Consider the following 26,014-nt stretch of genomic DNA (forward strand, 5'->3'; position numbering starts at 1 on the left):
ATTAATTGCACCCGCATCCACCGCCACTCTTTCCGGCATTCGCGCCAGATGAGCCCTCCCGGTAGGATTGAAAGTTCAGTTCCGTTTTCTCCACTTTACGGTTACCTAATACCATTTCGGAGTCGTTTAACCTGTTCTTCTGATATTCCTTCACTGTTGTACAGGAAGTAATGGTGAGTGCGGCCACAATAATTCCCAGTGCAATTCCTGCAGAAAAGCCTCCCCTGTTTGCCCTCATTGTAAATTGATGTTTTTTGATGTGTAGATATTGTTGTGATCATCTATAATGATACAGCCCAGGTACCTGATCTGATCGATCATATTCAGACCGGCCCTGATGCCCATGATCGTTACCGGCGTTGCCATGGCATCCGCGATCTCGGCATTCGGGCTGATAATAGTAACACTTTTAATACCAGTCACAGGTAACCCTGTTTTCGGATTAATGGTATGAGAATACTTCTTACCGTCAATGGTGATATATTTCTCATAATTTCCAGAAGTGGCCACTGCCATATCTGTAATGTTCATATAGGAAAACGGCAGATGTGCATTGTCAGGATGAGCAATGCCAATGGTCCAGGGTGTACCGTCAGGCTGCAATCCCCAGGTAGCCAGATCTCCGGAAGCATTTACAATGCCGCTTTTAACATCTTCCCGTTTAAGCAATGCCTTCGCCATTTCTGCTGCATATCCCTTACCAATGCCGCCAAATCCGATGCGCATACCTTTTTCCTTCAGCATTACACTGCAATTCTCTGCATCCAGGATCACATTCCGATAGTTAATAAGCTTAACCATAGCTTTAGCCGTCGTCTCATCCGGCAACGAGGTCATCGACCTGTCAAAGTTCCATAGCCGTTTGTCAATTGAGCCATAGGTAATATCGAAAGCTCCATCTGTAATACCGGAGATCCTGATAGCGCGCTGTATCAGGTCAAAAACCTCCTTATCTACTTTGACAGCACCGATGCCAGCCTGCCTGTTGATCTGATTAGTCTGGCTGTTCTCGTCAAAAGTGGTCAGCAATTTTTCGATACGGCTGATCTCTGCCACTGCCAGGTCTATCTTCTCCTGGGCCCAGTTCTCATCTTCAGCAACTACAGTGATCTCGAATGTATTGCCCATCAACCTTTGCGTCCGTTTAAATGCGGTGAGGGCCTGCTTAGTGTTTGTTAACATCACAAATACTTTTTACCTGTTGGGCAAAGACTGCCGCATCTGCTTTTGGCAGACCATCCCAGGAAGCAAGAACTTTCCCATCGGCATTCAGTAAAACAGTAAAAGGGAATTTGCCCATAGGATTGTATTTGTCGGCGAGTACCTCATTCTGCATCTGCAACTGCTTATCAGGCTGATTTTTTTTATTCCGGGGAAAATCAGCATTCACCATAATTAGCGTGGTATCCGCCATTCTGGAAAACTGCTCATTATCAAATATCTCTTTCCTCAGCCTGATACACGGTCCACACCAGTCAGACCCGGAAAAATTCAACAGAATAAGCTGATCCTTTTCTTTCGCGATCTTCTTTGCTGCTTCAAAATCAGGCTCCCATCCTGTAAAAGACATGACCATCATTGCAAGCAGGCCTCCAAATACATATTTCATTTTCATCTAAACTGATTATAGTATCATTCAAAAATAAGTACGAATTCTGGTTACATTCTGAAGCAATCCTGAATTGCATTAGAGAGGACCTGAATTTAACATTCCTTTAAGCTGCCGCTTATATATGCATTCCCGAAGCGTTCCTTGGATAAACGCAAGAGGCTGACTCAAAAGTATTGAGCAGCCTCTTTCATTTGGTACCTGATAGAATCAGATAGTTACTTAAGCAGTTCTAAGTATGTTCCTTGATTTTTGATTCATCCTCTTTGATTATAAACGGAATGTCATTATTTTTTTAGTGCCTTAATAGCAGCATCATCTGCCTCCACCACACTGATAGCATATCCGCCACCTGGCGCACACTGTTGTGACAAAGTCGACTTATTCGTCACCACCATTTTTCTGATCTCATACGCCTGAGGATTCTTCTCGTAATGCGCATCTTTTTTATCACTGTAAATAGTAGCGATATATCTCTTACCGGCATCCAGGTAATCAAAGCTGATCTTTGATACACGTCCGTTTTCATCACAGGTACTACCGATGAACCAACTGCTCTTTCCTTTCGCCTTACGCGCAATGGTAATATAATCTCCCGGTTCTGCTTCCAGTACCCTGGTATCATCCCAGTCTATAGCAACATCTTTAATGAACTGGAAAGCATCCATATACTTCCTGTAAGTTTCCGGGAAATCAGCAGCCATCTGTAAAGGACTGTACATTGTTATATACAGCGCAAGCTGACGGGCCAGCGTACTGCGTACCCAGGAAGTATTTTCCGGATTATAGGCGCTGATCTTCATCTGGAAGATACCCGGTGTGTAATCCATCGGTCCGCCTATCAGACGGGTAAAGGGAAGAATAGTTGTATGATCAGGATTGTTACCGCCAAAGGATTCATATTCTGTTCCCCTGGCAGACTCCTGTCCTATCAGGTTAGGATAGGTGCGGGAAAGGCCTGTCATATGTACAGATTCATGTGCATCTACCATAATATGATATTCAGCAGCCCTGGTAACAGCATACAGATAGTGATTTACGAGCCATTGTCCGTAGTGATGTTCCCCTCTGGGGATGATATTGCCGACATACCCGCTTTTCACAGCATTATAGCCGTTATTGACCATAAACCTGTAGGCAGTATCCATATGACGCTCATAGTTGCGAACGGAAGATGAAGTTTCATGATGCATGATAATCTTTACCCCTTTGCTGGCAGCATAACGGTGTAATTCCTGTACATCAAAATCAGGGTATGGTGTCAGAAAGTCAAATACATAATCTTTCGTTTTGCCGAACCAGTCTTCCCAACCCTGATTCCATCCTTCCACCAGCACCGCGTCAAAGCCATTTTCAGCGGCAAAATCAATGTATTCCTTTACGTGGGCAGTATTGGCGCCATGCCTGCCATTCGGCTTTGTTCTGGAATAGTCTGTAACGCCCAACTGTACATTCTCAATATCCGTATAGGCCCAGGTACTCTTCCCGGTGATCATCTCCCACCATACACCCACATACTTCACCGGTTTGATCCAGGAAGCAGGGTCTTTATATTTCGTAGGCTCATTCAGATTGTAGATCAGTTTTGAGGTCAGGATATCTCCCGCCTTGTCACTCACGATCACAGTTCTCCAGGGCGATTTACAGGGCGCCTGCAGGTAACCTTTATCGCCTACCGCATCAGGCGTCAGGAAGGATCTGAGTACAAAGTTCTTATCATCCAGTTCCAGCGATAAAGCGGAATATTCTATCAATGCAGCTTCATGGATATTGATATACAGGCCGTTCTTACTCTTCATCATGAGCGGCGTCTGCAGCCCGGTGGGAGAAAAGACGGTCTGCGAAGCGTTTGGCGTAACTGCTTCTTTCATCTTGCCTCTTACTTCTGATAGATTGGAAGTAACGGTACTATATTCCTGGGTATCGTAATCACCCGGCAGCCAGAAGGCTTTATGATCACCTGCCAGTGCAAATTCTGTCCGCTCTTCTTTGATCACAAAATAAGCCAGGTGCCGCTGTTGCGGAAACTCATAGCGAAATCCCAGCCCGTCATTGAACAACCTGAAACGGATGATCAGGATACGGTCTGTGGAGACCTGGTGTAAATTCACTTCCAGTTCATTATACTGGTTACGGATCTCTTTTACCTCACCCCATACCGGTTGCCAGGTTTCATCAAAGGAAGACGTTTTGGTACCAGCCACTTCAAAGCTGTCAATAAAGGAGGCGTCAGCCTTCAGTTCCAGCCCCAGGCGACTGGGCTTAATCACGTCCTTCCCTTTGTAGGTCAGGGCGTAGCCGGGAATCCCGTTTTGCTGTATGGAGAACTGTAAGTGCAGATTTTTATCTGGTGATGTCAATTCCTGGGCTCCGGCCATCTTCCATAGGAAAAGGCAACAGATGAAAATGATAGTTTTGCGCATGCTGTGTGATTTAATGTAGCTATATATATTGCTGGCGATATAACGTGAAAAGTTAATTTAACCGGCAATATAATAATTGTGCGCAAAAAGTCTGTTGGTTTTTCACCTGGGTTTTTACTAGTTCCCACAACCTTCAGGCCGGAACTATTGCTGATCCTGCCTGTTAATTCTGGCAGAAATGTTGTGAACACAAAGCATATCATTAAAAAACTCATCAGCATGGTAAAGATTTTCGATAAATGGTGGCAGACAGGTGTCATATACCAGGTATATCCCCGCTCATTCCAGGATAGTAACGGCGATGGTATCGGCGATCTCAGAGGCATCATGAACCGGCTGGATTATCTGCAATGGCTGGGCATAGACGCCGTCTGGCTCTCTCCCATATATCCTTCTCCCATGGCTGATTTCGGCTATGACATTGCCGACTATACGGATGTACATCCGCTGTTTGGTTCCATGCATGATTTCGATGCGCTGCTGGATGAAGTGCACAGAAGAGGCATGAAGTTATTGCTTGACCTCGTGCCCAATCATACATCAGATCAGCATCCCTGGTTCCTGGAATCCCGTTCCTCACTGGACAATCCCAAACGGGACTGGTATATCTGGCATGATCCACTGCCTGATGGCGGTGTTCCCAACAACTGGCTGAGCGTATTCGGTGGCGAGGCATGGGAATGGGATGCTACTACACAACAATATTATTACCATGCATTCCTGAAGGAACAGCCGGACCTGAACTGGCGGAACCCGGCCGTAGCAGAAGCCATGTTCAACGTCATGCGTTACTGGCTGAAAAGAGGTGTGGACGGCTTCCGCGTGGATGTGATGTGGCATATGATCAAAGACAAACAGCTGCGTAATAATCCTGTCAATCCGGGCTACGGGCAACACATGCCCACCTATTCACAGCAGCTGCCTGTCTACTCTACAGATCAGCCGGAAGTGCATGACGTCGTACGTAAAATGAGGCATGTTATGGAAGAGTTTGAAGGCGACCGTGTGATGATAGGAGAAATATACCTGCCTATCCAGCAATTAATGGCCTATTACGGTATAGACAATAAAGGCGCTCACCTGCCTTTTAACTTCCAGCTGTTATTGCTTCCATGGGAAGCTTCCTCCCTCTCCGTGGCCATCGATCAATATGAAGGCGCCCTTCCGGCCCAGGGATGGCCTAACTGGGTGTTGAGTAACCATGACCAGCATCGTATTGCCAGCCGCATCGGAGAGCAGCAGGCAAGGGTTGCCGCCATGTTACTGCTTACCCTTCGCGGCACGCCTACCATCTACTATGGTGATGAAATCGGCATGCGTAGTGTTGCTATTCCCTTCGATGAAATACAGGATCCACAGGGTCTGAACATGCCGGACAAGAATCTCAGCAGAGATCCTTCCCGTACCCCCATGCAGTGGGATAACACCGTAAACGCAGGATTCACAGCAGGTAAACCCTGGCTGCGCCTGTCAAAGATATACCAAAGGGCAAATGTAAGTACACAAAAGACGGACGCTTATTCCACGCTGTCACTCTACAGGCAACTCATCTCTTTGCGCAGACGGGAGGCGTCGCTGACAACAGGTGATTATACTCCCGTATTCTCCGACAACCAGATCCTGGCTTTTATGCGGCAACAGGAAGGACATCCCAGCTTCCTGATCGTATTAAATCTGACGCATCTCCCCTGTTATTTCAGACCAGCCAATTTCCCTTTCCGCGGCCGCATCGAAATAGCTACTTTCCCGGAAACGGAAGGCAACATAGTAAGTGATACTATCAGCCTGGATGGAGATGAAGGATTGGTGATAAGGCTGGAGGACAGGTAGGCGTCATTGGTTTTCTATCCATCAACATTTTTTCACTCGTAACAATTCTTCTGATAATTGTAGGCGCAACCCTATAGCCAACCTGAAGAACCTCTACAAGAAAATGTTCAACTAGATCATCATCCCGAAGAAGCCGGGAATAATTTAAAACCATAAGTTCTGGTGTATAGTTGTTGTTAACAAACGATTTGCAATTCACATAACAACATCAAATTACATACAAATTTGAATATAAAAAATTTTTCATCCCCACTTTATTCAACATTTATCAAATTTACTATTCACGCATAAAAATGAGCATGCAATCATAAAACACTGGCCTGATTTTTTCACCAGCTTATTAAAACACCTTGTCTCATGCAAACCATCCTCGTACTCACAGATTTTTCCGATGTAGCGCTGCGGGCTGCTCATTACGCTATTCATCTGGCAGACCAGCTGCATAGCAAACGCATCCTTTTGTTCAACGCATTTCAAAGCCTCGAACCTGTTGCCAATGTACCGGTCACACCGGAAATACCCGTTATACAGGCTAATCCCGATGATTTATATAAGGAAAGTATAATGCGGCTGGACAACCTCCGTAGCATGCTGGAACCCTCCGCTGCAGGTATTACTATTGATACATTGTCAGATGATGATATCCTTGAAGAGGCTATCAAAAAACTGATCAGCAAAGAACATGTAGACCTGGTAGTAGCCGGCCTTTCCGACAAGTCCAATATGGAAAAATTTCTGGTGGGCAGTCATAGTATACGGGTAATGGAAAGCTGTGATTATCCCCTGGTGATCGTTCCTGAAGATGCAAGGATAACACCACTTGAAAAAGTACTGCTGACTGTGGATTTTGACACACTCCGGCGAGGGAAGGCATTACCCGGACTGGTTGAAATGCTCAACAATTTACACGCTGAGTTGTTTGTCGTCAACGTTACCAGCAATGAAGGTTACTCTCCCGAGACAAGAGAAGATATTAAACACCTTCATCAGTTACTGGACAAATATCATCCTTCATTCAATTATATAGAGGACAAACATGTAGTTAACAGCATCAATGAATTTGCCGCTCAGCATGACATTTCACTGATCATTGCTATTCATGAAAAGAAAAGCCTGCTGGCTACTATATTCCAGAAAAGTGTATCAAAGCAACTGGCATGGAACAGCAATGTTCCGCTGCTGATCATCCCTGCGTAAGAAAATAGTTCTCAGATTACTGACTGTTGCATGAGGTCACGAAGTTTCCGGGATATACATTTCTCTACAGCACCTGATACCTGTTATTGTATCTGGCAGCTGAAAACGTATATCCCGGTCAGTGTAACTTTCATACAATTGCTTTTATTCAGGCTGCTGCTAATGATGCGGTTCCTTTCGCTGCTTCAAAACGTTTCCACGCATAATAAGGCACAAACATGATCAGCAATGCCACTACGGGTGGGATCAGTTCCCCGATCGGATCACCTACTGCTGCACGGGAACAAAATGCACCGATGAAGTTAATAGCAAAACCTGCATATGCCCATTCTCTGAGGGTCCTGAATTTTGGCTGCAGAATAGCGAGAGCTCCCAGCAACTTAGCGACGCCAAAAATAGTCAATACATACTCCGGATATCCAAGATGCTTTATAATAGCCACACCTGTTGCCTCATGTGTGATGCCTCCTATACTATCCATCAGCATCAGTAATGCAAAAATGCCTGTTGATACCCAGTAGAAAATTCTGATTTTGTTCGTTTTCATAATTGTGTGTTTTATGATGCAAACATATCAGCATTTTCTAAGGTATTTAATGTGTGATTCGGACAGTATAAGGGGTAATTCAGGACATTCCTGTGCGCCTCTGTTGGGAGTGGGAACTGCGTTCGGTCTTGGTTTCATCAGACCGTAATGACAAGATCATCTTACTTTGATCAACTTCGCTACACTTGTCTCATTACCGGGAATGTTCTCAGCAGTTATCTCGACTTTTGCCTGGCGGGTATCCAGCTCTTTCGTCGCCTGGTAGATCCAGACCGCAGGTATCCTGTCCTCTGTTGCATAACCTTCCTCTATCAATGTTCCGTCTTCGTTGAAGATCTTCACATAGACCTGGTAAACCCTGAAAAAGTTTCTAGCCCGTATAGTGATTTTCTCACCTGGATGCCCGTTGTAAGACTCAAAGTCAATTTCAGAGATCTGAGGCGCGCTCATGGCGTCTTTTAATGCCATGTTGCGGGCGTTCTGCGCTCCTGTCGCAAGCGACTTATAATAAAATTTCAGATCCGGATCTGCGACAGCCTCTGTCGCAAAACTAGATGCACGCTCGAACCTATTCTGTAAGGTGACCTGCTCCGCAGTAAATTTCGGCTTACCCTTGGTTCTTGCCCGTCTTACAACAGGTGTTCCCTCACGGTTGTAAAAATTCAGATTCCCGATTGTTCCGGAGAGATTACTGGTTAAAATGTTGCCAATTACTTTTGCCATAATAAAATTGTTTTGGTGATGAATGAAGTTACATGGGCAATATTAAACACAGCATCAAGGCAGTCCAAAATAATCTATACGAGAGCCCCAAATTGACACATAAGAGCCCTTTTTCGGCTCATAAGAGGCCCTTCCTCCCATTCCGATAGGGTTCGTCTATACTTCGACTATAGTGGAGATTATAACCTACAGGCTCATTACTCCTACATTACAGGCGCTATTGTATAGCCATCGCTATAGAATAGTGCCTGTAATGTAGGAGTAATGAGCCTATAGGTTATAGTCCCCACTATATCTCTACCGGAACCTTCCCCTTACCCGAGGCCTGAAAATGTCCCATTCTCCCCCCTATTATGTCGTTTTCACGACCCGGGCAACCAAAAGGTTTCGCATATTTTTGCAACCATAAAGGTTCCATGAAAGGGCCTGTAACGGCCGAGCCTGATTAAAACCTGCAACCTGAAACTTTTATGTATATGGTGGAAGTATTCAAAACCAATATTACCAACCGGGAGCATGCTCATACGTTCCTTACACAGATGCACAGAATATACGCCGGTTACAAGGCAAATTTTGATCTGGAAGATTGTGACAGGATACTACGTGTGGAGTGTATGTCCGGCAATGTTAATCCATCAGTAGTGATCAACCTGCTGAAAAAATGGGGATTCGAAGGAGAAGTGCTGACGGATGAAGTGATCGTTCCTCATGCGTGATTGTAAAATTCTATAAACCAATAAAAATGGCAACACAAATTTTCATGAATTTATCTGTTAAGGACCTGGAAAAATCCAAAGCATTCTTCAGCACACTGGGCTTCGGATTCAATCAGCAGTTCACCAATGAGAAAGGAGCCTGCCTCATTATCGGAGAGAACATCTACGCAATGCTGCTGGTGGAAGAGTTCTTCAAATCATTCATCAAAAAGGATATTGCCGACTCCTCGAAATTTGCGGAAGTGATCAATTGCTTCTCTGTAGATAGTAAGGAAAAAGTAAATGAGCTGGCTGACAAAGCGCTGGCAGCCGGCGCATTGCAGTATAGCGAGCCACAGGACTATGGTTGGATGTACTCCCGCGCCTTCCAGGACCTGGATGGTCATCTATGGGAAGTAATGTACGCCGATCTCAGTGCTATGCCAACGATGGAAGCTTAAGAGGCTGGCCGGAATCAATCCCTCAAATCTTCTTCTCCTTTCGCCATCTGAAACTACACCGGAGCGGGTGGGATATTGTTCTGCTTCCGCAGATGATTTATCCTTCGCTCCGGTTAGTTATTATTATTCGGCGTAAATCCCAGCATTGACTGCATGATCCTTGCTATATTCTTTGCACGCGCCTTTGCATTATCTGCAATCTCTCCCTGAAACAGTGCATCCACTGTTCCGTTGAAAAGTGACAACCACTGACTAAAATGACCAGGATCTATAGGCAGTGAAAAATGTTTACTCATAGGATCTCCCTTGTACCTTCCTGAATACAACAGCATCGTACTCCAGAAATTACACATAATGTCCAGATGTGCCGCCCAGTCGCCGGGAATCGCCTGCTCAAATACAGGCCCCAGCAGCTCATCTGCTCTTACCTTATCGTAAAAAGTATGTACCAGCTTCGCTACATCTTCTTCTGTCTGAATATCCGCCAGGGGTGGCCTTAACTCAATATCTGTCATAACTGTATCTTACCTTTTTATAATTCAAACGGTGATATAATAAACCTTTCATCGACCGTTTACCGATGTCAAAGTTATGGCTTTTTAGGAATTAAAAGACTTTTTTGTCTTTTAATAAAAATCTGTACTATATTTGTTCCATAATTTGAGAGGATGTTTTCAAAAACTTGTGAATATGCCATCCGGGCGATGATATTTATTGCGCAGCAATCGAAGGATGGAAGCAGAGTGGGTATCAAAGATATTGCGAAGGGAATAGATTCTCCCGAGCACTTCATTGCCAAGATCTTACAGGAGCTTGGCAGAAAAGGTGTTGTACAGTCGCTGAAAGGCCCTACCGGTGGTTTCTACCTTGATAACAGCGGCAGAAAAACATCCCTTGCCACCATTGTTAAGGCTGTAGACGGAGATGATATCTTTTCCGGTTGCGGTCTCGGACTGAAACAATGTTCAGATAAACATCCCTGCCCTCTTCACCATGAATTCATCAATATCAGGAAAGATATTACCAACATGCTGAATAAAACCAAAGTAGGCGATCTCCAGGAAGAGCTGGATAAAAAACTGACATTCCTGCGGAGAGACTAAAATTTTTTACAATAATAAAGGATAAAAAGGTATTAATATCTATTATATAACGACGATATTTCATAGGTATCACAAATGAAAATTTACATACTATAAATACGATTGAGATGAATACAACAAGAATCTTAGACGTGCCTTCCCTGGCACCGGCAGTAAAACACCAGACTATTATTCAGACCTTCGATGCACTGCTTCCCGGTGAAGAGTTTATCATACATAACGATCACGATCCTAAACCGCTTTATTATGAACTGATCAGCAAGAAAGGGAATATTGTCACCTTCGATTACCTGGAGAATGGCCCTTCGCTATGGAGGGTACTGGTGAAAAAAAGGGCTTCGGATCCTGATCAGGTAACCGTGGCAGATATTGCAGCGGCCGATTACCGTAAGGCGGACATATTTGCCAAACATGGCATCGACTTTTGCTGCGGTGGTAATATTACGCTGAAAGAAGCCGCCCGCAGGCGCGGCATAGATGAAGCTACCCTTATCTCCGAACTGGATAATGTAACCAGGGAAGGCGTGCTGCCAGCCGAAGACTATATCAACCAGGATCTGCACGTGTTGATCGATCACATCGCTGGTACCCACCACCAATATGTCAGAGAGAATGCGCCCATTATAGAGCAACTGGCTATAAAAGTAGCCCGCAGGCACGGCAAGGAACATCCTGAATTAATAGGACTGGAAACAGGCACTATCGCTTTTCTGGATGATCTGCAACAGCACATGGAAAAAGAAGAACGGATATTATTTCCTGCTATCATCCAGTTGGAAGCATTACAGACTAAAGAAGCATCGCCGGCAAAAAGTTCCATACTGAGTGCTATAAAGGTTATGCGTGCTGAACATGATACTTCCGGCGAAGATCTTCGTACTTTCAGGAGACTCACCAATGATTATGCCTTACCGGTAGGTGCATGTAATTCCTATACATTGCTTTTTGAAAAAATGAAAGCATTTGAGGCAGACCTTCTGCGTCATATCCATCTTGAAAACAACATTCTGTTTCCGAAGGCTGCCCAGCTTGAGGAGTCGTTGTCACAATAACGTCTTTTCCCACTCAATCCATACCAACTACAAAATAAAACCATGACTACAAAAAAACTATGGCTTTCGCTGGCCCTGGTAATGGCCAGCTCATTTGCCGTACTTCTCTTCTTCGGTAATGATATATACAGAAAAGCACCTCCTATCCCTGCAAAAGTGATCAGTGAAACCGGTGAAGTTTTGTTCACAGGGCAGGACATCAAAGACGGCCAGAATGTATGGCAATCTATCGGCGGACAAACAGTAGGTAGCATCTGGGGGCATGGGGCCTATATTGCTCCTGACTGGACAGCCGACTATCTGCACCGTGAATCACTGGCCATGCTGACCGCACTCGCAGAAAAAGACGGAAAGGCGTATAACAGCTTATCCAGTGAAGAACAGCTTGTTTACAAAGAACGGATGAAGCATGATCTCAGGACCAATACGTTCAAAAGCACAGACAATACCATCACCTATTCTGCCAGCAGGGCAAAGGTTTTTCATGAAATGGCCGGTTATTATACTAAACTGTTCATGAGTGATCCTTCATTCAGTCTACTGCGTAGTCAGTATGCCATAAAGGAAGGTACTATTCAGGATCCTGAGCGTATGCGCCTGATGGCAGCTTCTTTGCATGGAGTACCTGGGTGTGTATCACTGAAAGACCTGATGGCACGCGCGTCACATTTACCAACAACTGGCCCAATGATGAACTGGTAGGCAATGTACCTTCTGCTTCCCTGCACCTCTGGTCTGGGTTCAGCGTCTTACTGTTGCTGGGTTGTATTGCATTGCTGGTATTGTATCATGTCCGCAATAAAGAGGACGAGCACGTCGATCTGCCAACCGCTGATCCATTGAGGAATATGCAGCCTACTCCTTCCATGAAAGCAGTATTGAAATATATCTGGGTGGTGAGTATACTCATCCTGGTACAGATGCTCGCGGGTATTATCACTGCACACTACGGCGTGGAAGGGCAAGGTTTTTACGGCATCCCGCTGGATAAATTCCTGCCTCAGTCTATCTCCCGCAGCTGGCACGTACAATTAGCTATCTTCTGGATCGCCACTTCATGGCTGGCTACCGGTCTTTATATGGGCCCTGCTATATCCGGTTATGAGCCGCGTTATCAAAAATTTGGTGTGAATGTTCTTTTCATAGCGCTCATTATTGTAGTAGGCGGTTCCTTAACAGGACAGTGGCTCGGTGTGATGCAGAAACTTGGCCTGGTAGACAATTTCCTGTGGGGACATCAGGGTTATGAATATATTGAACTGGGAAGGATCTGGCAGATCTTACTGCTGACAGGACTGGTGCTCTGGTTAGTACTCATGCTGCGTGCATTGCTGCCGGCATTGAAAAAGAAAGACGAAAGCCGTCACCTGCTGACATTATTTGTGATCGCATCTGTGGCTATTGCAGTATTCTATGCAGCAGGCCTGATGTATGGCAGACAGACACATCTCGCTATTGCTGAGTACTGGCGCTGGTGGGTAGTACATCTGTGGGTAGAAGGTTTCTTTGAAGTATTTGCTACTGTGGTATCTGCATTCCTGTTCTGCAGACTGGGACTACTACGTATGCAGTCTGCTACTACCAGTGTGCTTTTTTCTACCATCGTTTTTCTGGCAGGTGGTATACTCGGTACCTTCCATCACATTTATTTCAGTGCTACCCCCGTGGCGGTGCTGGCATTAGGCGCTACTTTCAGCGCACTGGAAATAGTACCGCTGGTATTGATAGGATATGAAGCTTACCACAACTATACGCTCAGTAAGTCCACCGAATGGATCAAAGCATATAAGTGGCCGATTTACTGTTTTATCGCTATCTGCTTCTGGAACTTCCTGGGTGCTGGTATCTTCGGTTTCGCTATCAATCCGCCGATCGCCTTGTACTACATACAAGGGCTGAATACTACAGCAGTACATGGACATGCCGCGTTGTTCGGTGTATATGGTATACTTGGTATTGGTCTGATGTTGTTTGTGCTGAGAGGATTATATCCAAATCATCATTGGAATGAGAAGTTGATTGGCACTGCCTTCTGGATGATCAATATTGGCCTGCTGGTGATGGTAACAGTCAGCATGCTTCCAATAGGTATCATGCAGGGTCTTGCTTCTATCCAACACGGGTACTGGTATGCACGCTCTGCGGAATTTATGCAGACGCCTACTATGCAAACCTTGCGCTGGCTCCGCGTACCGGGCGATATACTATTGGCTACAGGGGAATTGCTGCTGGTGGTATTTATCATCGGGTTAAAGACAGGATGGTCATTGAAAGATAAGCGATAGAAGAACGACGAGGAATAGTTTACGAAATGATGAGAAGCCGCCTCAATGATAATTGGGGCGGTTTTTTCTTGCTAAAAATCCCTACCTTTATCACGTATGACATTTAACAATACTACATACCGCCCATCTCCCGCCGGAATGATTGCAGCGTAACGCAGCTGGTAGCTGAACCTTACTTAATACGGCTGCGTTCCCCCACTCCGCTATTTCATATTTTTTTATGAATCAATGCCCTGTTGCCCGGACACTGCATATTGTCCGCATGCACAGTGCTGCAATCTATTCAACAATGTCATTACTATCACAATATGGCTGGAACAGCCATTTCGAACAACACTATACATCCTTTTTAAACCAGGGTCTGGAAGCGGGCCGTGTAACCGCCATTAATGCTTTCAATCACACCATCATCTCCGATAACGGATCTTCAACGGCTATGCTGGCCGGCGCGCTGATGAACAGCAAAGAAACCTGGGAACTACCAAAAGTAGGCGACTGGGTAGTATTCAAGCCCTACGATGATCAAAGCATCATCATCGATGTACTGCCGCGGCAAAATGCCATTAGCCGGAAGCTACCCGGCAAAAGCAGCCAGCAACAAGTGATTGCTGCCAATATAGACGCAGCGCTGATCATCCAGGGTCTTGACCGCGACTTCAACCTGCAGCGACTGCAACGCTACTTGCAGCAGGTTTATCAATGCGGCATACAGCCTGTTATTATTCTGAACAAACAGGACCTTGTGGATGCTCCGGAAGCATACCGCCAGCAGGTACTGGCCCTTGGATATAACTGCCCCGTACTGCTCACCAGTGCATTAAATCATGAGCAATTGGGAGACTGGACCTCACAATATCTTCAACCGGGAAAAACCTTTGCTTTACTGGGCTCTTCCGGCGTAGGGAAAAGCACCCTGTTCAACGCATTGTCAGGCCTGGCCATACAAAAAGAAGGAAGCGTCAGCACATTCAATAATAAAGGCCAGCATACCACTACCGCCCGTCACCTGACGATGTTGCCCAATGGCAGTATGCTCATCGACTCGCCCGGCATGCGGGAGTTCGGCCTTACCATAGATGCAGACGAAGGTGTAAGCTTCCACCATCCGCAGATAGAAGCGCTTTCTGCAAAGTGCCGTTTCCGCGATTGTACACATCAACAGGAGCCCGGCTGTGCTGTAATTGATGCGGTTGAAGAAGGTACACTGCCCATGACAGTATATCGCAATTATCTGAAGTTAATCAGGGAGCAATACCACTATCAGGCAAGCGCTATGGAGAAGAAACGAATGGAACAACAGTTCGGCAAATTGTCCAGACAGATAAATGCGCTTCGTAGGAAGCGGAAGTATTAAAAGCATGTTTGTTTACCGGAGATCTTTACGATTTCCGGTAAGCAACTTTTTCAGTCGCTGACTTTAAAGCACTAACAGAAGTTCTGCATACTGGCAGGAAGATCCGGGTTCCAGATAGCTCAGGAATAATTTTCATATCACACGAACTACAGAAAACGTTTTTTGCAAATCGGAATTACGGAAATAGAATGTGTACCTGGGTTGCTAGGTATGAGATGATAAGGTTATGCAGCGCTTAAAAAAGGAATCGCTTTTACTTAGTTCTCTTATTCACTTACTTTGGTATTCTCAATAGCAGTCTTTTCAGACAGATTGTCCGTACCGATCGTATAGTCAAATACCTTCTGTTGTTTAAACTCTTTGAAACCGTTCTTGATATAGAAAGCATGTGCTCCTTCTCTGATCACATTACTGCGTACACGCAGTGTAATGATGTTCCTCTCTGCAGCCCATTTCTTTGCTTTATCGACCAGTAACCTGCCAATACCTTTGCCATGTGCATTGCGTGCTACTACCAGTCCGCCGATCTCGCAGAAAGGACCTGATTCCAGACGAATAGTATAAAGTACATGGATCCATCCAAGAACAGTTTCTCCATTCACCGCAACGTAGGCTACATCGCAAATACTTTTATCGATTGCCTGAATGTAAGTGACCGTGTCTTTAACTGTTGAGGGGTAACCTAATTCGGCTGATAAAGCGGCTACCTGCGCCGCATCTTTTACTGAGACATGCCGGACATAAATCGCACCGTTCATTTACTGCTTAGTTTATCTTAATAAAATTCTCAATATAATTGGATGGAATAAAAGTACACATTTTCGCGCTTTGGCATGGCATATTTATTGGGTTATTTCTACCAAAAAGAAGTGCTATGGAAACAACACATGAGATTAAAATTATTCCTGTTGACTACAACTCAAACGAAATACCGGATGCGGTCAGGAAGTACAAACCCATTCTTTTGAATGACAGCCATGAATACTGTTGCTTTTTGGGGGAAAGCCCTGAGTACGGCATCTACGGCTGTGGCGATACCGCGGAAGAGGCTATTATGCATTGGAACCAGCAATACCTGCAAAAGACCGTCGAGGGCGCATTGTTCTCTACTAAAAAGCCTGTACTGGAAGATAATGACGAAGTAGTAAGGGCATATTTCTACCGGAGTCTGTCCATTTAATGCTACACCCCGTAGAAAAAGACGTATCTTGCATAAAGGAAACCTTGCATATATGTCGACACTCGCAGCTTTAAAAGAATTATTCAACCGGGATCTGAATAAGCTAAAGAAAGAAATATCCTTATATCAGCATGAGCCTGCTTTATGGATAATCGAGGCCAATATTGCGAACACGGCCGGTAATCTTTGTTTACATCTTGTCGGAAATTTAAATACATTCATCGGTGCACAACTGGGTAATTCCGGTTACGTTCGCCATAGGGAACTTGAATTTTCCCTGAAGGATGTTCCCCGCGAAGAACTGTTGCAAAAGATAGATGATACGATCAGTGTAGTTGAAAGGACGCTTAACAATCTTTCAGAAGAAAAATTGTCAGAAGAATACCCTATCATTGTTTTTGATGGTAAGACAACAACAGCTTATATGCTGATCCATCTCGCCACTCACCTGGGATATCATCTGGGGCAGATCAATTATCACAGGAGATTACTGGATAAGTAAATACTATTATTTCTTTCCGGCAAAAATGATCTTGTTATAAAACGGATCGTTTACGGTGACCGTCAGTATGGATGGATCATAAAAAGCCTCCTCTAAACCGGGGCGGTTATACTTATATTGTTTATCGATCAGCTTTTTGTGATAGGCTTCGATATCTTCAAAGCTGTCTATACATACACATGCGCCGGGACTGGCGTCACCATGATGCTCTGAAATATTCAGCACGATATCTCCCATGGAGATCTGTATATAAAAGGGGGTGTTCTCAGGTCTGTGTTCCCAGTCTACCCGGAAGCCCAGCCATTCGACATAGAACTCTATTACTTTTGCGTAATCAAATGCGCGCAGCACTGGTTTTACAATGGCCATACAGCATGTTTCAGTTTTACCAATAAATAGCTGATTTGTAGAATTCACGCGGTGTTTTGCCGGTGAATGATTTGAAGTCCTTTATGAAATGCGCCTGATCAAAATACCCCGCTTCATACGCCAACTCTGTTAAAGTACTACCGTCGGCCCGGCCAATCAGGCTTCTTAAGCGGACAATAGACGCAAACTGTTTGGGAGAGGCGCCTGTTATCTTTCTGAAGCGTTTCTCAAAAGCATCCTGGCTGATATGCAGTCCCTGCAGCAGCTCTTTTATCCGCAGGTTACCGTCCGCCAGCCTGATACTGCGTACCGCCTCCTGCACCAGCAGGTCAGGTTTTGCCTGTTTCCAGACAGTCAGCAGAAAGCGTTGTACAATGTCTATACAAACCTGATTATCAGGAGCAGCAGCCAGTTGCTCTGTAATATCATCCAGCCGTTGCCTGCGGATAAAATTATCCAGTGAGACAGATCCTCCGAATAATTCATGCAGCGGCTCTTTAAAGAACGCGGCAGCACCATCTTCCCGGAAAACGATCAGCAGGTTGGCGGTATTGCCTTCATATGTCAGGGACCTGTAAGTCTTTCTGAGCCCTCCCAATGCAGCAGCCGGCAGTATTCCCTGATCCTTTTCCATCACCGTTCCCCTTAGCCGGAAAGCCATCACAACGGCGGTATCCGGCAGTATCTGGTTCTGCACGGCATATTCGCTTTCAATGATCATGAAAGATTTGATAAAGGGCTGCAATATGGCTACCGGTATGTATTTTTCGATATGCATCAGGGCAACGGTATGGAGCAAAGATAATCTTTATTCCGGCTTATTCCATCTGCCGTAAGATCCGGTAATCAATATAAAAAGTACCGAAGGGGATGATACATGCCAACAATACTTTCCAGGTAATTTCACTGAACTTCCATTTGTACTCAATGCCAACACTTAATGCATTGATCACGAAGATCACAAAGAAAAAACCGTGTATGGGTCCCATCAGCTTTACCAGGGACGGATCATTGGAAGCATATTTCATAGGCACTGCTATTCCTGTTAATACCAATAAGGAAATTCCTTCTAAAAAACCGATTAGTCTTAAACGACCCACTTTTGTACTTAGAAAACGCATCATTCTAAAATGTTCTAATGTATGGCCTGTTCGCCAGTGGCGAAAAAGGCCATGGTATGGCAATGAAAATAATTAACAGGCCCAGGGCAAACAGTATGGTCATTATCCTGAACTTACCCTGGTTGGTGACTGATCTTTTGGCGGAAGAAGAGCCGATAGTAACAACGATCACAGCAATCGTCATCAGGACGACGTGCAGTAATCCAAAAAAAAAGAAATCAAACTGTATAATGGCTTCATGGTAATGTCCTCTGAACCAGGCAACCATGGGACTACTAAAGTACAGCACATAGCCTAATGCCAGCTGTATATGGGCAATAGTGGCTGTTATATGCCTGACCCTGTCGTCAGCAAGCGTAAAAGAACGTTTTCCCACCCATCCTCTGATGCCGCGGTATATGGCGTACAACAGGCCTAATACCACCATCCATCTGAAGAAGGAATGAACAAGTAACAATGAAAAATACATCTCTATATTTTGTTCCGCAAAGGTCTGTCGAAATGAGAGAATCCGTTAGGACAAAAAAAGTCTTATTTAGGACATTTTAATCATTCTACGGAATTCTGTCGGTGTCATTCCTTCGTAACGTTTAAACAGCCGGGTGAAATATGACTGGTCTTCAAACCCTACCTGTATGGCTACCTCACTAATGGGAAAATCGGACTGGCTCAGTAATACTTTTGCTTCCTGCACAATGGCTTCATCAATACATTTCGTAGGCGCCTTCCGTGCGATCATCCTCACTGATTTATTAAGATGGCTGGGAGATATATTCAGCATAGCGGCATAGTCGCTCACCATATGCCGGTTCCGGATATTCTGAACGATCAGCTCGCGGAACCTGTTAGTAATATTCACTGCGTTCGTCTGCTGATTGGCCAATAGGGGCTGGTACACCCGGTTCACTTCACAGAACAAGGCTATCAGGTAAGGCTGTAAGATGTTCATATGCTGCAACCCATGTTCCATGTACTCCTGCAGTACCCGTTCAAAAAGGTGCAATACAAACCCGGAAGTTGCTTCATCCAGCATAATATGAGGCTTACCCCACACTTTCAGGAACTCAAACTCTTTCAGCAATTCGCTGTTGCCGTATTTGCCCAGCAGCATATCGTCATGGAATTTGCAGAAAAACCCTTTGTTCTCGTCATGCGCATCAAAAGAGAATACCTGTCCGGCAGGTACGAACAACATTTCCCCTTTCCGGATATAATAATCCTCACTACCGATCTTCATAGTTGCCGCTCCTTCCGTCAGGTACAGACAGGCATGCATCAGCGACCGGGAAGCGGGTACAGCCTGTTTTACATGCCGGTACATGTCTTCTACCCTGCATATCAGGAACTTACTCAGGTCGCCCTTCAGGAGGGCCTCCAATTCCGGCGAGGGCATAAACCGGGAAGTGAATGCGTGGACGTCGTATACCTTGATCTCGTTCATATGAGAAGGGACGAATGAGGCGGGGAAATATTGTCAGCTATTTGTTATTTTTGAGCCATAACATGAAGATCTATACCACACTGCAAAAAGGGGAATACCATTTACATCATTGTGAAGATTACCTGTTTCTTGATAGAATTAACCCGCATACGATCGTTTGTGCAGTCATGGATGGCTGTACAATGGGAACAGATAGCTACTTCATCTCTACATTGACAGGAAAAATATTACGGAAGATCGTCAAGGCAAAAAGTTATGTTGACTTTTATACACCTTCATCGACATCTCCCGCTGCGCAGCTGAAAGATATTATGCTCCAGCTTTTTAATGAGCTGAATATTTTCCGGAACCAACTGCAATTGGAAAGGAATGAGTTACTGACCACTCTCCTGCTATTCGTTGCTGACACGAAACAAGGTCAGGGTGCCATACTGGTTGTCGGTGATGGAGTGATCAACGTAAACGGCGTCATAACGGTATTTGACCAGGAAAACAAGCCGGATTATCTGGGATATCATCTCTCTGAAGACTTTGATACATGGTATGAAAAGCAGCAGTGCATTCCGGTTAATGCGTTACAGGATATAAGTCTTGCAACTGACGGCATCACATCGTTTATTACGCTTCAGCCATCTTCTGAAACGATAGACCCACTAAATCTGCTGCTGATCAACCAGGGACGCTCTGAGACTGACGAAATGCTGAATATGAAGTTAAAAAGCCTTGAACATGAATATGGCATGAGACCGGGCGATGATCTGGCCGTGGTGAGGTTGATATTTTGACAGATCAAAGCGAACAATAACCAATAATAAAAGCAAGAGGGCTATCGAAAGTGACAGCCCTCTTGCTTTTATTAAAACTGTAACCTTATTTTCTCTTCTGCAAGGTCCAGCTGTGAAAAATGTTTACGGATGATCTCTTCATTAAATTCCGCTTTCTTATTGATCTGCTTCAGCATCCTCCGCTGCTCTTTCAACAGTTCAAAATAAACAGTCCGGTAGCGTTTAACAGCATGTCGCCGGTTTACGTCTGTGCCATGCGATTCCGCATAACTTTGTAAAAAAGTATGTTCATTCTCCAGGCTGGATCTTAACTGCTGTAATAACCCATTCTCTTCCACATCGGTTTTAAACTTGTTATCGAGCGTATCCATGGCTACATACGCCAGTTTCTTCCTGACAAGGATCTCCTGCTCAAGCTCTGACATGAGGTAATCCGGCTCTTCCAGTTTCATTTTGCGGATGAGCCAGGGCAGTGTAAGCCCCTGAAGTACCAGCGTTACCAGTATCACCACGAAAGTGATAAAAAGGATCATATTACGCTGAGGAAATGGCTTGTCGCCCGCCATTATTGGAATAGACAAAGCTGCGGCCAGGGATACTACACCACGCATACCCGCCCAGCCAAATACAAGCGGCATACGCCAGCCCGGGCGACTATCCGCAGTCTTAATGAACCTGCTGATGAATACTGTAAATACAGAAGCACCCATTGTACTGAGAATGCGGGTAATAATCACTACTACTGAAATGATCAGTCCATACCAGATGGCCTCCTTCAGCGAGCTTTCGCCCAACTGATGCACTACAACGGGCAGTTCAAGACCTATCAGCATAAACACGATACCATTCAGTACAAATCCTACCGTAGCCCATACATTAACGCCTTGTATACGGCTCAGGTGACTCAGAATGGAATTACGCCTGTTGGTCATAAAAAGGCCTCCACTTACGACGGCCAGTACACCGGAAAAGTGAAAAGCCTCTGCGGTCATATACATCACATATGGGGCTACGAATGTCAGTACGGTATCCATACTGGGCGTTGTGGGCAGCCAGCGGTGAAGGGCATAGAATACGAACCCCACGGCAATACCCGTCGCAATCCCCATTATAATCACTACCACAAAACTGAGGGCGGCTTCATGAAATGAGAAAGACCCGGTAACAACTGCCGCCATTGCAAAACGGTATACAATCAAGCTGGATGCATCGTTCATCAGGCTCTCCCCTTCCACGATCGATGAAAGCCGCTTAGGCGCATCCACATCTTTCAATATCGTAGTAGCAGAAACTGCGTCAGGTGGGGAGATAATACCTCCCAGCAGAAAGCCCAGCGCCAATGTAAAACCAGGAATGAGATGATTGGACACTACCGCTATCACACAGGACGTAAGCAGGACTATACCAAAAGCGAAGGAACCGATCACCCTGCGCCATTTCCAGAACTCCTTCCAGGATGTGTACCAGGCAGCTTCATACAGCAAAGGAGGCAGAAAAATGAGGAAAATAAGCTCCGGATCAATGGAAATGACCGGCAGGCCGGGAATAAAACTGATTCCCAAACCTCCCAGTACCAGTACAATGGGATAAGAGATCTTCAGACGTTGCGCCAGCATTACCAGCAACAGGATTGCCAGTATGAGGCCAATGTACAATACAAAAGTAGCATGCATAGCTACTAAAATAATACAATCCATTTTATTTACACATAACCGGATGGATTAATACAATAAATGCACTGACATTTATAAGAATGGTTATTTTTGCCAGCGTACATTTTAATCAAAGAAGATATGGAGCAGACAACCACGCTTAATCCGCTACTTCAGGCCTACAATACACCTTTTGATGTTCCTCCCTTTGGTAATATTTCGCATGAACATTACCTGCCGGCCTTTGAGGCGGCCATGAAGGAACATAGTAAAAATATTGAGCTGATCACAAAGCTGCAGACGCCGCCTTCTTTTACCAATACGATGGAAGCGCTTGAAAAAAGCGGTAAGCTGCTCCGCAATGTCAGCACCGTGTTCTTCAATCTTACTTCCGCCAACACCTCTCCCGAACTGGAAGCGATCTCCCGGCAGATAGCGCCGGTGCTGGCCAGACATGCTGATGATATTTATCTGAATGCAGCGCTGTTCTCCAGGATAAAAGCATTATATGAAAGACAGGACGCGCTTGAACTGACGGGAGAACGAAGCAAACTGCTGGAGAAGGTCTATAAAGATTTTGTACGCAATGGGGCTAACCTCGAAGCCGCCAAACAGGAAAGGCTCCGGGAGATCAATAAGAGCCTCTCCCTGCTCACTGTCCGTTTCGGACAGAACCTGCTGGCCGAGACCAATCATTACGAACTGCTTGTTACCGATCAGAAAGACCTCGCAGGGCTTCCTGCTTCTCTTGTTGAAGCAGCCGCCCTGTCGGCAAAGGAAGCCGGTAAGGAAGGCTGGCGCTTTACATTGCATAATGCCAGTGTAATGCCGTTCCTGCAATATGCAGATCAGCGGCTTCTCCGGAAAGAGATCTACAATGCTTATATCAACCGTTGTAATCATGATGATGAACGGGACAACAAAGAGATCGTAACACAGCTGGCGGCCTTAAGAGCAGAAAAAGCCACCCTGTTGGGATATGCCTCTCATGCACATCTGATCCTGGAGGAAAACATGGCTAAAACACCCGATAAAGCCAATGAGCTGCTGCAACAGCTTTGGACGGCGGCATTGCCGGTATCCAAACAGGAAGCGAAAGAAATGCAGGCGCTCATGGACAGGGAAGCCAAAGGAGAACAACTGGCAGCCTGGGACTGGTTCTACTATGCAGATAAAGTAAGAAAAGAAAAATATAACTACGATGCGGAAGCATTACGTCCATATTTCAAACTGGACAATGTACGCGAAGGGCTTTTCTTTGTAGCGAAGAAGCTGTACGGGCTGACTTTCCATCCGCTGAAAGACATTCCTGTATATCACGAAGAAGTATCCGCCTACGAAGTAAAAGATGATAACAACCAGTTGGTAGGTTTGCTGTACCTCGACTTCCATCCCCGCAGCTCCAAACGTGGCGGCGCGTGGATGACTTCTTACCGTAAACAATCATTGAATGAGAGCGGGCGTGTGGCTCCTGTTATCTCTATCGTCTGTAACTTTTCCAGGCCTACCAATACACAACCGGCCCTGCTTACCCCGGATGAGGCAGAGACTTTCTTCCATGAAGCGGGACATGCATTACACGGGCTATTGTCCAACGTGACATATGAAACGCTTTCCGGCACTTCTGTTCCCCGCGATTTCGTGGAACTGCCTTCACAGGTAATGGAGCACTGGGCTTTTGAGCCGGAAGTATTGGAACAGTATGCAAAACATTATGAAACAGGAGAGATCATTCCTGCTTCCATGGTGGAAAAGATGAAAGCAGCGATCAAATTCAACCAGGGTTTTGCTACAGTGGAATACCTGGCGGCTGCCCTGCTGGATATGAGTTATCATACCCTTGCTCCTGGCAAGACCATTGTGCCCCTTGTATTTGAGAAAGAAGAAATGGAGAAAATAGGGCTGATACCTCAGATCGCTCCGAGGTATCGCAGTACCTACTTTCAGCATATATTCGCAGGTGGCTATTCAGCCGGATATTACAGCTATATTTGGTCAGAAGTACTGGACAGCGATGCCTTTGCTGCTTTCAAAGAAGCAGGCAACATCTTCGATGCAGCAACAGCCACATCTTTCAGAAAGAATATCCTCGAAAAAGGAGGTACAGAAGAACCGATGGAATTGTATACCGCCTTCCGTAAAAGAGAACCTGATGTAAAGTACCTGCTGCAACACAGGGGACTGGAATAATATTGACAGTAGCCGGTAGCCTTAAGGCTGCCGGTTATTTTATCAGGATGACGCTGCCCTGCTGTTGTATAGCCTGATGCATATTATCCAGGTAGGTGATTGTCCATAAATAAGTACCGGAAGGCAACGGTTGTCCCTTCAGATCTCCCCTCCATCCGTCATTCACATTTGTATTTACATATATCAATTGTCCCCAGCGATTGTAAACAGACATTCTGAAATCGCTAACCTTGTCAAACACTCTTACCCGGAATATATCATTCACGCCATCCCCGTCAGGACTGAATGCATTCGGCACAAACACCGCACATTTATTGGAGGCTACTGCAACGTCTAGGATAATGCGTTTAGTTTGCTATACAGTTCAGATATAAAAAGGTCGGGAAATTCCTTGCATTCTCACCACAGGTCTACATTTCGAAAGCTACTATTAATTGATATTTTTTCATAATAACTTATTATAATTATAATCGCTTATGCAGATTTTCTTTCACGGTAGCGAACCATTCATCTTTTAAGATGCTTAAAATGATAGTGCTTCTCCGGGTACCATCCGGGTTAGCGGCACAGCTTCGCATGATCCCTTCCACGGTACATCCGATGCTTTTCATGGCAGCTATACTCCTTTCATTCGTATGGGCAGCCCTGAATTCCACACGTTCTATATCCATCCGTTCGAAGGCATATTGCAGCAGCAGGTACTTACAGTGTTTGTTCAGTCCTGTACCCTGAAACTCCTTGCCATACCAGGTATACCCCAGCTGTAACGTACTGTTTGCCAACTGTATATCATAAAAGCGCGTGCTGCCTGCATACTTCTGCAGCTGTTTATCAAATACAATAAAAGGGTATTCTTTTCCTTCATTGCGGCCATCTACGGCTGCACGGATGTACTCTCGCATAATACCAGGGCTGTTGGGGGGTATCACTGCATATTTCCAGATATCAGGTTCCGTTTGCGTAAAGGGTATAAGATATTCATCATCAGCTAATGTGAGAGGGCGAAGTAATACTCTTTCGTCTTGTAAGGTGACATTATCTGAAAAATTGAGTACTGCCATGATGGGTTGTTTTCAAATGTGTGTTTACAAATATACTTATTCCGGATACTCACACATTTAGATTTCTATGGAAACGGGGAAAGTGCCACCAAAGACATCGCAAGAGAGCAGATAACCAGCCTTTCGGCCCTGACAGATATATGTAAACGGTACTTGAGTGGTAAGTATACCAAACTGGATTAAAGGACCGTGCCTTTATGCGTTGGCTGCTCTTCATTGTTCACATGTACATAGATCTCCCTGTTGAATGCGCCCGGTTCACCGGCATGAAATATTCCTTTAATAGTACCGCTCTCTCCGGCCTTTAGCACTTCTTTGGGCCAGGTCAACTCAATTTTTGTTGTAGCTACGTCGGAAGACGCTGATACTGTCAGGACTTATTTCCTGAGAGGCTATGTGAAGGATAAGATATAAAAAAAGACATCTCAACTTTC

At 45.2% G+C, this 26,014-nt stretch carries 30 protein-coding genes; 13 read left to right on the top strand and 17 right to left on the bottom strand.

Translation table 11 applies throughout. The annotated features are described in order from the left end of the window. Position 1: 1 nt before the first annotated feature. The 4 genes from F3I09_RS13280 to F3I09_RS13295 all read right to left on the bottom strand — a co-directional run bounded on the left by F3I09_RS13280 (position 2) and on the right by F3I09_RS13295 (position 4,032). Positions 2-238, bottom strand: coding sequence for a DUF4266 domain-containing protein (locus F3I09_RS13280; protein WP_149695513.1), 237 nt, complete (start codon positions 236-238; stop codon positions 2-4). Beyond that, complete coding sequence (locus tag F3I09_RS13285; RefSeq protein ID WP_149695514.1) at positions 235-1,182, bottom strand: FAD:protein FMN transferase; 948 nt, start codon at positions 1,180-1,182, stop codon at positions 235-237. The genes F3I09_RS13280 and F3I09_RS13285 overlap by 4 nt, the downstream gene beginning before the upstream one ends. Continuing rightward, complete coding sequence (locus F3I09_RS13290; RefSeq protein WP_223233229.1) at positions 1,166-1,615, bottom strand: thioredoxin family protein; 450 nt, start codon at positions 1,613-1,615, stop codon at positions 1,166-1,168. The genes F3I09_RS13285 and F3I09_RS13290 overlap by 17 nt, the downstream gene beginning before the upstream one ends. A gap of 281 nt (positions 1,616-1,896) precedes the next feature. Then, positions 1,897-4,032, bottom strand: a complete 2,136-nt coding sequence (locus F3I09_RS13295) for a glycoside hydrolase family 97 protein (protein WP_149695515.1) — start codon at positions 4,030-4,032, stop codon at positions 1,897-1,899. A 219-nt stretch (positions 4,033-4,251) separates the two neighbouring features. Between F3I09_RS13295 and F3I09_RS13300 the strand changes: the two genes are divergently transcribed. Together F3I09_RS13300 and F3I09_RS13305 are read left to right on the top strand one after the other, a co-directional pair. Further along, positions 4,252-5,862 carry an alpha-amylase family glycosyl hydrolase gene (locus F3I09_RS13300; RefSeq protein ID WP_149695516.1) on the top strand — a complete coding sequence of 537 codons (1,611 nt, stop codon included), beginning with the start codon at positions 4,252-4,254 and terminating at the stop codon, positions 5,860-5,862. Positions 5,863-6,219: 357 nt separating this feature from the next. Further along, positions 6,220-7,059 (top strand): universal stress protein, encoded by an 840-nt coding sequence (locus tag F3I09_RS13305; RefSeq protein WP_149695517.1) that lies wholly within the window; start codon positions 6,220-6,222, stop codon positions 7,057-7,059. A gap of 148 nt (positions 7,060-7,207) precedes the next feature. On the opposite strand, the gene F3I09_RS13310 is transcribed toward F3I09_RS13305, so the two are convergent. Continuing rightward, positions 7,208-7,606, bottom strand: a complete 399-nt coding sequence (locus F3I09_RS13310) for a DoxX family protein (RefSeq protein WP_149695518.1) — start codon at positions 7,604-7,606, stop codon at positions 7,208-7,210. Positions 7,607-7,762: 156 nt separating this feature from the next. Continuing rightward, positions 7,763-8,329, bottom strand: coding sequence for a hypothetical protein (locus F3I09_RS13315; protein WP_149695519.1), 567 nt, complete (start codon positions 8,327-8,329; stop codon positions 7,763-7,765). A gap of 476 nt (positions 8,330-8,805) precedes the next feature. Here F3I09_RS13315 and F3I09_RS13320 point away from each other — a divergent pair, with 476 nt between their 5' ends. Beyond that, complete coding sequence (locus F3I09_RS13320; protein ID WP_149695520.1) at positions 8,806-9,045, top strand: hypothetical protein; 240 nt, start codon at positions 8,806-8,808, stop codon at positions 9,043-9,045. A gap of 26 nt (positions 9,046-9,071) precedes the next feature. Further along, positions 9,072-9,485, top strand: a complete 414-nt coding sequence (locus tag F3I09_RS13325; protein ID WP_149695521.1) for a VOC family protein — start codon at positions 9,072-9,074, stop codon at positions 9,483-9,485. Between the two features lie 113 nt (positions 9,486-9,598). Here the strand turns inward: F3I09_RS13325 and F3I09_RS13330 are convergent, their stop codons facing one another. Beyond that, positions 9,599-10,000 carry a group III truncated hemoglobin gene (locus tag F3I09_RS13330; protein ID WP_149695522.1) on the bottom strand — a complete coding sequence of 134 codons (402 nt, stop codon included), beginning with the start codon at positions 9,998-10,000 and terminating at the stop codon, positions 9,599-9,601. Positions 10,001-10,153: 153 nt separating this feature from the next. Between F3I09_RS13330 and F3I09_RS13335 the strand changes: the two genes are divergently transcribed. From F3I09_RS13335 to rsgA, 5 genes are all read left to right on the top strand, one after another. After that, positions 10,154-10,588 (top strand): Rrf2 family transcriptional regulator, encoded by a 435-nt coding sequence (locus F3I09_RS13335; protein WP_149695523.1) that lies wholly within the window; start codon positions 10,154-10,156, stop codon positions 10,586-10,588. Positions 10,589-10,695: 107 nt separating this feature from the next. Continuing rightward, positions 10,696-11,640 carry an iron-sulfur cluster repair di-iron protein gene (ric, locus tag F3I09_RS13340; protein WP_149695524.1) on the top strand — a complete coding sequence of 315 codons (945 nt, stop codon included), beginning with the start codon at positions 10,696-10,698 and terminating at the stop codon, positions 11,638-11,640. Positions 11,641-11,682: 42 nt separating this feature from the next. Further along, positions 11,683-12,342, top strand: a complete 660-nt coding sequence (locus F3I09_RS34395) for a hypothetical protein (RefSeq protein ID WP_223233230.1) — start codon at positions 11,683-11,685, stop codon at positions 12,340-12,342. Further along, a complete protein-coding gene (locus F3I09_RS13345) occupies positions 12,270-13,925 on the top strand; it encodes a nitric-oxide reductase large subunit (RefSeq protein WP_223233231.1) in 1,656 nt (551 codons plus the stop codon). The genes F3I09_RS34395 and F3I09_RS13345 overlap by 73 nt, the downstream gene beginning before the upstream one ends. Before the next feature lie 289 nt (positions 13,926-14,214). Beyond that, positions 14,215-15,279, top strand: coding sequence for a ribosome small subunit-dependent GTPase A (rsgA, locus tag F3I09_RS13350; protein WP_149695525.1), 1,065 nt, complete (start codon positions 14,215-14,217; stop codon positions 15,277-15,279). A gap of 266 nt (positions 15,280-15,545) precedes the next feature. Here rsgA and F3I09_RS13355 read toward each other — a convergent pair whose 3' ends face one another. Next, entirely contained in the window at positions 15,546-16,037 is a 492-nt protein-coding gene (locus F3I09_RS13355; RefSeq protein ID WP_149695526.1) for a GNAT family N-acetyltransferase, read from the bottom strand. Positions 16,038-16,153: 116 nt separating this feature from the next. On the opposite strand from F3I09_RS13355, the gene F3I09_RS13360 reads away from it, so the two are divergent. Together F3I09_RS13360 and F3I09_RS13365 are read left to right on the top strand one after the other, a co-directional pair. Beyond that, entirely contained in the window at positions 16,154-16,459 is a 306-nt protein-coding gene (locus F3I09_RS13360) for a hypothetical protein (RefSeq protein ID WP_149695527.1), read from the top strand. 52 nt (positions 16,460-16,511) lie between these two features. Further along, positions 16,512-16,961, top strand: a complete 450-nt coding sequence (locus tag F3I09_RS13365; protein WP_149695528.1) for a DinB family protein — start codon at positions 16,512-16,514, stop codon at positions 16,959-16,961. 6 nt (positions 16,962-16,967) lie between these two features. On the opposite strand, the gene F3I09_RS13370 is transcribed toward F3I09_RS13365, so the two are convergent. From F3I09_RS13370 to F3I09_RS13390, 5 genes are all read right to left on the bottom strand, one after another. After that, positions 16,968-17,330 carry a glyoxalase superfamily protein gene (locus tag F3I09_RS13370; protein WP_149695529.1) on the bottom strand — a complete coding sequence of 121 codons (363 nt, stop codon included), beginning with the start codon at positions 17,328-17,330 and terminating at the stop codon, positions 16,968-16,970. 16 nt (positions 17,331-17,346) lie between these two features. After that, a complete protein-coding gene (locus F3I09_RS13375) occupies positions 17,347-18,108 on the bottom strand; it encodes a helix-turn-helix domain-containing protein (protein ID WP_149695530.1) in 762 nt (253 codons plus the stop codon). A gap of 40 nt (positions 18,109-18,148) precedes the next feature. Continuing rightward, positions 18,149-18,454 carry a DUF3817 domain-containing protein gene (locus F3I09_RS13380; protein ID WP_149695531.1) on the bottom strand — a complete coding sequence of 102 codons (306 nt, stop codon included), beginning with the start codon at positions 18,452-18,454 and terminating at the stop codon, positions 18,149-18,151. Position 18,455: 1 nt separating this feature from the next. After that, positions 18,456-18,920 (bottom strand): hypothetical protein, encoded by a 465-nt coding sequence (locus F3I09_RS13385; protein WP_149695532.1) that lies wholly within the window; start codon positions 18,918-18,920, stop codon positions 18,456-18,458. Positions 18,921-18,986: 66 nt separating this feature from the next. Continuing rightward, positions 18,987-19,892: an AraC family transcriptional regulator gene (locus tag F3I09_RS13390; protein ID WP_149695533.1), complete on the bottom strand. Its 906-nt coding sequence runs from the start codon at positions 19,890-19,892 to the stop codon at positions 18,987-18,989. A gap of 62 nt (positions 19,893-19,954) precedes the next feature. Here F3I09_RS13390 and F3I09_RS13395 point away from each other — a divergent pair, with 62 nt between their 5' ends. Continuing rightward, positions 19,955-20,677 (top strand): protein phosphatase 2C domain-containing protein, encoded by a 723-nt coding sequence (locus F3I09_RS13395; protein ID WP_188133795.1) that lies wholly within the window; start codon positions 19,955-19,957, stop codon positions 20,675-20,677. A gap of 71 nt (positions 20,678-20,748) precedes the next feature. On the opposite strand, the gene F3I09_RS13400 is transcribed toward F3I09_RS13395, so the two are convergent. Next, positions 20,749-22,350 (bottom strand): Na+/H+ antiporter, encoded by a 1,602-nt coding sequence (locus F3I09_RS13400; protein WP_149695535.1) that lies wholly within the window; start codon positions 22,348-22,350, stop codon positions 20,749-20,751. Between the two features lie 120 nt (positions 22,351-22,470). Between F3I09_RS13400 and F3I09_RS13405 the strand changes: the two genes are divergently transcribed. Next, entirely contained in the window at positions 22,471-24,519 is a 2,049-nt protein-coding gene (locus F3I09_RS13405) for a M3 family metallopeptidase (RefSeq protein WP_149695536.1), read from the top strand. 34 nt (positions 24,520-24,553) lie between these two features. Here F3I09_RS13405 and F3I09_RS13410 read toward each other — a convergent pair whose 3' ends face one another. The 3 genes from F3I09_RS13410 to F3I09_RS13420 form a co-directional block, all read right to left on the bottom strand. Next, the gene (locus tag F3I09_RS13410) at positions 24,554-24,817 is read right to left on the bottom strand and encodes a gliding motility-associated C-terminal domain-containing protein (RefSeq protein ID WP_188133796.1); all 264 of its coding nucleotides are present in this window, start codon (positions 24,815-24,817) and stop codon (positions 24,554-24,556) included. A 166-nt stretch (positions 24,818-24,983) separates the two neighbouring features. After that, entirely contained in the window at positions 24,984-25,580 is a 597-nt protein-coding gene (locus F3I09_RS13415) for a GNAT family N-acetyltransferase (RefSeq protein ID WP_149695538.1), read from the bottom strand. Positions 25,581-25,759: 179 nt separating this feature from the next. Next, positions 25,760-25,909, bottom strand: a complete 150-nt coding sequence (locus tag F3I09_RS13420; protein WP_188133797.1) for a DUF1573 domain-containing protein — start codon at positions 25,907-25,909, stop codon at positions 25,760-25,762. Between the last annotated feature and the right edge of the window lie 105 nt (positions 25,910-26,014).

It is taken from the genome of Chitinophaga sp. CF418 (assembly GCF_900142925.1).
In the GTDB taxonomy this organism is placed as follows: Bacteria; Bacteroidota; Bacteroidia; order Chitinophagales; family Chitinophagaceae; genus Chitinophaga.

What these genes read in the sequence shown, in the direction of transcription:
- F3I09_RS13280 (WP_149695513.1), bottom strand. Translation starts at nt 238, where the DNA reads ATGAGGGCAAACAGGGGAGGCTTTTCTGCAGGAATTGCACTGGGAATT.
- F3I09_RS13285 (WP_149695514.1), bottom strand. Translation starts at nt 1,182, where the DNA reads ATGTTAACAAACACTAAGCAGGCCCTCACCGCATTTAAACGGACGCAA.
- F3I09_RS13290 (WP_223233229.1), bottom strand. Translation starts at nt 1,615, where the DNA reads ATGAAAATGAAATATGTATTTGGAGGCCTGCTTGCAATGATGGTCATG.
- F3I09_RS13295 (WP_149695515.1), bottom strand. Translation starts at nt 4,032, where the DNA reads ATGCGCAAAACTATCATTTTCATCTGTTGCCTTTTCCTATGGAAGATG.
- F3I09_RS13300 (WP_149695516.1), top strand. Translation starts at nt 4,252, where the DNA reads ATGGTAAAGATTTTCGATAAATGGTGGCAGACAGGTGTCATATACCAG.
- F3I09_RS13305 (WP_149695517.1), top strand. Translation starts at nt 6,220, where the DNA reads ATGCAAACCATCCTCGTACTCACAGATTTTTCCGATGTAGCGCTGCGG.
- F3I09_RS13310 (WP_149695518.1), bottom strand. Translation starts at nt 7,606, where the DNA reads ATGAAAACGAACAAAATCAGAATTTTCTACTGGGTATCAACAGGCATT.
- F3I09_RS13315 (WP_149695519.1), bottom strand. Translation starts at nt 8,329, where the DNA reads ATGGCAAAAGTAATTGGCAACATTTTAACCAGTAATCTCTCCGGAACA.
- F3I09_RS13320 (WP_149695520.1), top strand. Translation starts at nt 8,806, where the DNA reads ATGGTGGAAGTATTCAAAACCAATATTACCAACCGGGAGCATGCTCAT.
- F3I09_RS13325 (WP_149695521.1), top strand. Translation starts at nt 9,072, where the DNA reads ATGGCAACACAAATTTTCATGAATTTATCTGTTAAGGACCTGGAAAAA.
- F3I09_RS13330 (WP_149695522.1), bottom strand. Translation starts at nt 10,000, where the DNA reads ATGACAGATATTGAGTTAAGGCCACCCCTGGCGGATATTCAGACAGAA.
- F3I09_RS13335 (WP_149695523.1), top strand. Translation starts at nt 10,154, where the DNA reads ATGTTTTCAAAAACTTGTGAATATGCCATCCGGGCGATGATATTTATT.
- ric (WP_149695524.1), top strand. Translation starts at nt 10,696, where the DNA reads ATGAATACAACAAGAATCTTAGACGTGCCTTCCCTGGCACCGGCAGTA.
- F3I09_RS34395 (WP_223233230.1), top strand. Translation starts at nt 11,683, where the DNA reads ATGACTACAAAAAAACTATGGCTTTCGCTGGCCCTGGTAATGGCCAGC.
- rsgA (WP_149695525.1), top strand. Translation starts at nt 14,215, where the DNA reads ATGTCATTACTATCACAATATGGCTGGAACAGCCATTTCGAACAACAC.
- F3I09_RS13355 (WP_149695526.1), bottom strand. Translation starts at nt 16,037, where the DNA reads ATGAACGGTGCGATTTATGTCCGGCATGTCTCAGTAAAAGATGCGGCG.
- F3I09_RS13360 (WP_149695527.1), top strand. Translation starts at nt 16,154, where the DNA reads ATGGAAACAACACATGAGATTAAAATTATTCCTGTTGACTACAACTCA.
- F3I09_RS13365 (WP_149695528.1), top strand. Translation starts at nt 16,512, where the DNA reads ATGTCGACACTCGCAGCTTTAAAAGAATTATTCAACCGGGATCTGAAT.
- F3I09_RS13370 (WP_149695529.1), bottom strand. Translation starts at nt 17,330, where the DNA reads ATGGCCATTGTAAAACCAGTGCTGCGCGCATTTGATTACGCAAAAGTA.
- F3I09_RS13375 (WP_149695530.1), bottom strand. Translation starts at nt 18,108, where the DNA reads ATGCATATCGAAAAATACATACCGGTAGCCATATTGCAGCCCTTTATC.
- F3I09_RS13380 (WP_149695531.1), bottom strand. Translation starts at nt 18,454, where the DNA reads ATGATGCGTTTTCTAAGTACAAAAGTGGGTCGTTTAAGACTAATCGGT.
- F3I09_RS13385 (WP_149695532.1), bottom strand. Translation starts at nt 18,920, where the DNA reads ATGTATTTTTCATTGTTACTTGTTCATTCCTTCTTCAGATGGATGGTG.
- F3I09_RS13390 (WP_149695533.1), bottom strand. Translation starts at nt 19,892, where the DNA reads ATGAACGAGATCAAGGTATACGACGTCCACGCATTCACTTCCCGGTTT.
- F3I09_RS13395 (WP_188133795.1), top strand. Translation starts at nt 19,955, where the DNA reads ATGAAGATCTATACCACACTGCAAAAAGGGGAATACCATTTACATCAT.
- F3I09_RS13400 (WP_149695535.1), bottom strand. Translation starts at nt 22,350, where the DNA reads ATGCATGCTACTTTTGTATTGTACATTGGCCTCATACTGGCAATCCTG.
- F3I09_RS13405 (WP_149695536.1), top strand. Translation starts at nt 22,471, where the DNA reads ATGGAGCAGACAACCACGCTTAATCCGCTACTTCAGGCCTACAATACA.
- F3I09_RS13415 (WP_149695538.1), bottom strand. Translation starts at nt 25,580, where the DNA reads ATGGCAGTACTCAATTTTTCAGATAATGTCACCTTACAAGACGAAAGA.